Origin of the sequence: Paenibacillus sp. Soil522 (assembly GCF_001428245.1) — a bacterium.
Taxonomy (GTDB): Bacteria; Bacillota; Bacilli; order Paenibacillales; family Paenibacillaceae; genus Pristimantibacillus.
In genome coordinates, this window is sequence record NZ_LMRV01000115.1 from 6,705 (window position 1) to 10,438 (window position 3,734).

Annotated in this window: 5 protein-coding genes; all 5 read right to left on the reverse strand. The window is 40.8% G+C overall.

Going from position 1 to position 3,734, the window contains the following annotated elements:
* Positions 1–123 precede the first annotated feature (123 nt).
* The 5 genes from ASG81_RS29370 to ASG81_RS29390 all read right to left on the reverse strand — a co-directional run bounded on the left by ASG81_RS29370 (position 124) and on the right by ASG81_RS29390 (position 3,422).
* On the reverse strand, positions 124–810 hold the full coding sequence (locus ASG81_RS29370; protein ID WP_056643360.1) for a zf-HC2 domain-containing protein: 687 nt from the start codon (positions 808–810) through the stop codon (positions 124–126).
* Positions 811–814: 4 nt separating this feature from the next.
* On the reverse strand, positions 815–1,294 hold the full coding sequence (locus ASG81_RS29375) for an RNA polymerase sigma factor (RefSeq protein WP_056643365.1): 480 nt from the start codon (positions 1,292–1,294) through the stop codon (positions 815–817).
* Between the two features lie 183 nt (positions 1,295–1,477).
* Complete coding sequence (locus tag ASG81_RS29380; protein WP_056643372.1) at positions 1,478–1,855, reverse strand: YxiJ family protein; 378 nt, start codon at positions 1,853–1,855, stop codon at positions 1,478–1,480.
* Between the two features lie 267 nt (positions 1,856–2,122).
* Positions 2,123–2,785 carry a hypothetical protein gene (locus ASG81_RS29385; protein ID WP_056643375.1) on the reverse strand — a complete coding sequence of 221 codons (663 nt, stop codon included), beginning with the start codon at positions 2,783–2,785 and terminating at the stop codon, positions 2,123–2,125.
* A 232-nt stretch (positions 2,786–3,017) separates the two neighbouring features.
* The gene (locus tag ASG81_RS29390; RefSeq protein WP_056643377.1) at positions 3,018–3,422 is read right to left on the reverse strand and encodes a DUF2500 domain-containing protein; all 405 of its coding nucleotides are present in this window, start codon (positions 3,420–3,422) and stop codon (positions 3,018–3,020) included.
* Positions 3,423–3,734: the final 312 nt, after the last annotated feature.

Genomic DNA, 3,734 nt, shown 5'->3' on the forward strand with positions numbered 1-3,734 from the left:
ATGGTGTTGGGTTATTAGACCTTTCGACAAACCCATCATACAGAGGCGCTCCTTTTTTGACAAAGGCCAAATCTTAGGCCCTACAGGAATGTTTAGCTCAATAACCATTCTATTTTCGTCAAATTATTCACTACGGAATTTTGCTTCAACTTCATCGCTTGCAGCCGGCAAATCCATTCCTTTTTTCCAGATCAAAATATCTTCTCCTGACGTTCTGAAATATAACGCTTCGATCTCTGCATCATCGCCATATTTCTCTTTATAGACAAGTCTTTCATGATCGAACCTTTGATAAGTATTGTTCAATTCTTTATAAAATTTATTCTTTGTTTTGACGATTGGTCGAACAGGGGTTAAATAGAAATTCCCGTACTCGTCCATATCATATTTTATTGTATTTAAGTTATAACCATCTGTTAACTTCGCCTGGTAAACAATTATGCCATTCGACAATTTACTCAAATTGGAAATTTCAACTACACCAGCAGATACTTTCATAATTTCCCACTGAAATAGGCCTACATAACCTCCAAATAGTAGTGCGGCACCGAGCAGTCCTATGACGAACGCTTTTACTTTGGAACGTTTCCAAAGAGCTGCTACCCCTTTGATTGCATCTCCCTCGCTATAATTTTTTGCGACCACTTCTTGCGGCAAGCTTATATTCGCCTTGATTTTGTCCAGTTCCAACCGGCAGCTCTGGCATTCTGCAAGATGCTCTTCAACCAACCTGACGCTTTCTACGCTGCACACCTCGTCATAATACAATGGCAGCAAATCTTTAATAATCTCACATGATATTTTTCCCATCACATTAATCCTCCTTCAGCAGGTCTTGTACTTTTCGTTTGGCTCGGTGGAATGTAACTCTTGACCAACTTTCTGTTTTCTCAAATATTTGGCTAATCTGGGAAAACGATAGTTCTCCAAATACCCTTAAAGTAAACACTTCTTTATAAGGCTCCTCTAAGCCATGCAAAGCTTTATGAATTCGGAAAGCCTCTTCCTTATCAAGCAGCGATTCTTCGATCCTGTTCTCACTTGCTGCTTCAGTTGTATCATGAGCCACAAACCGCTTTTGTTTTTCCGAATAGGAGAAGTATGTATTTTTGGCAATTTGGCAAAGCCAGACATTGATTTTACAATGGCCTTTAAATTGATGAATGCTGCTTAATGCTTTAAAAAAGGTTTCCTGTGTTACCTCTTCAGCGACTGTCGTATCTCTGCTAAGCGACAAGACAAACCTGTAAACATCCTTGAAATATTGATTGTATATATTCTCAAAATCCGTCACATTCTCACCTCCTCCAGATATAAGACTTGTCTATGGACGATTCGTTACAATGTTTTTAAAAATTCCCCCATACAAAAAATCCCCTCCAAGTAAACTGTAGTGCGCTTTCTTGGCACTGTCTACTTAAAAGAGATAATATCAACTATCGGCAGCCTGTGTCATTGCACTATCGTACCAGTTAGGTTAATCACGCTTTCGTTTTGATAAATACTTCAGTAGCAACATTCGAGCTTCCTCAAAGTTCTTATACTCCCGACAAAATTCCTCGTAATCGCTGATTCTATCCTCAATAAACTTGTATTGTTGAAACCAATTAAAGAATGACAACTGTAATTTTTCGATTTGTCTTTGAGGAATATCTCCTGTCCGACCAGCTAAAACGTAACTTAAAGTACCCGCAATATTCATGCAGAATGTATTGAAGTCTCCGGTTAAAAAGTTTTTGTCGTCCGTTAGCTTCATAAAGTCAGAGCGAAAATCAACCTGTATTTTATCAGTATCCCTATAAGGGAAGGGACTATCTAATTCGATACTTGTCAATTTTCGAATCACATTATCCACGATAGTTTACCACCCCGTTTTAGCCATTTATTATATAACGTATTTCGGTATACTACTCAAGTATCCTGCCCGTTAGCCATCCATGCCGCCCAGGCGATACCAAAGATTATGGAAGTAATTGCGTTCTTCCATGGGAGCGTAACGAAGGGCTACCACGTCCATGCATCTCTTATTCTGCACCACAGAGCATGAAAGTTAATCCGTTCTTTCATGGTAGTTTAACAGAGGAGGCATATTGACTAACAGATTTTAACGACTTTCGTCGGATCATAATTTCAATTGCTCCAAAGTTTCAGTTTGAAAGACCAATCCGTTTCGGTCAAAAACCAAAATCATTGGCAGTTTCTCCAAACCGAGTTCTTCTTTATAATCCACTGCCAATCCTTCAATGTAAGGAACCCACGAAATTCCTCCCGAGAATGATTCGGGAACGTGTTTCTCGAAGTCCATTTCATCGTATGGTGGCGTTGTCCCTTCTTCATAAAGCACAACAGTATGAAAATTGTCACTACTAGCTAGAAAACGTTCTAACTTCTCTTCTTTTGACATCGTCAATTGAATGACTTTATCTGCAACAGATGCTGTTTCATCACTTGAGCTTTCGGCATCTGTTGTTGGCAACACAGCTAATTTCTCGCCTATCTTGAAATCTCCTGGATGGACGACTGAGCCATGCTTATCCTGAAAAATGGTGTTCTCATTATATGTGATTTTTTTCGAATGCATCATATCATTAACTTCCGTTTTACCTCGGTTCACCCATTTTGAAATATTTAAGCTAACAACACGTGTTTTTGTATCAATGTGCAGCAAATAGCCTGTCATTGTGTCTTCAGTAATTTCTGTTGCTTGTGTTCGGCTATCTTGGTCTATGTTATTGACAGCATCCTTTTCAACAGTTGCGCAACCCGATAGTAAAAATACCGTCATTGAGATTCCAATAATAAATCTCTTTATTTGGTTATAAATATTAATTCCCCCCTTTCTGTTTTAGAACGAAAATAGAGTGAATATTGTTGCATTAACCTGCCCGTTAGCGTAGCTACCACGCGGCAGCCCTTTTGGCGTTCAACCATCGTTTCCGAACCTACGCTGAAAAGCCAAAAAATACCCCGATCCGGGTTTAAGACCCGAATCGAGGCGAATTTCGGTTGCGTCTACTTCATCGAACTGTTTCTCGCTCAAAAGCGACGATCCAATCACCTTGAATGGCGGCATATCCCTCGTCTCCTTCGACAACAAGACCGAACAAGTTCTTCACATCGAGGTATTCTTTCCGCTCGCTATTGTCAAATTCCAGCGAGATATAGTAATACGTCCTGGAAGAGTTCACAGGATGCACTCCGTTGCCATTGCTGTGATGGCTCGTATGGTTGCGAACCTCCATCCGCTTGGCGACGACCCTGGCAAACACGGATTGGCGCGGCGACCTCGCATTTTTGAAATAGCGTGCGCCGTTTGTGACGATGCTGACAATGACGATTACGAATACAATCACTATCAAAATGGGAACGATTGTAAACATGATGCCAAAGCCTCCGCCCATGGACGGTCCAGTGTTAATCATACGATGTACTCTCCCCAATCTTACTGTCTTTTTATCTATATGTACGGAGAAGCAGCCAGTTTGGTTGCCGCCTGGTCAGATGTTTTGAAATGAAAATAGGAGGAAAAATCCGGTACTCAAAAGAGCCCGGATAATACCTGCTTATTTAACTCCCTCGGTATGATTTATTTTTCTCACGAATGCTCGCTTATTCGCAGGATTTCGCCCGGTTGGTTATGGATGAAAGACAAGAAGGGGAACTCCGTGTTAGACTTCGGCAACATGAAGGCGCACGGGAATAGTGGGGAATATATACTGCCCCATATAATTCCA

Excerpts from the sequence above, each read along its gene's own strand:
- ASG81_RS29370 (WP_056643360.1), bottom strand. The coding sequence starts at position 810 with ATGGGAAAAATATCATGTGAGATTATTAAAGATTTGCTGCCATTGTAT.
- ASG81_RS29385 (WP_056643375.1), bottom strand. The coding sequence starts at position 2,785 with ATGACGGTATTTTTACTATCGGGTTGCGCAACTGTTGAAAAGGATGCT.
- ASG81_RS29390 (WP_056643377.1), bottom strand. The coding sequence starts at position 3,422 with ATGATTAACACTGGACCGTCCATGGGCGGAGGCTTTGGCATCATGTTT.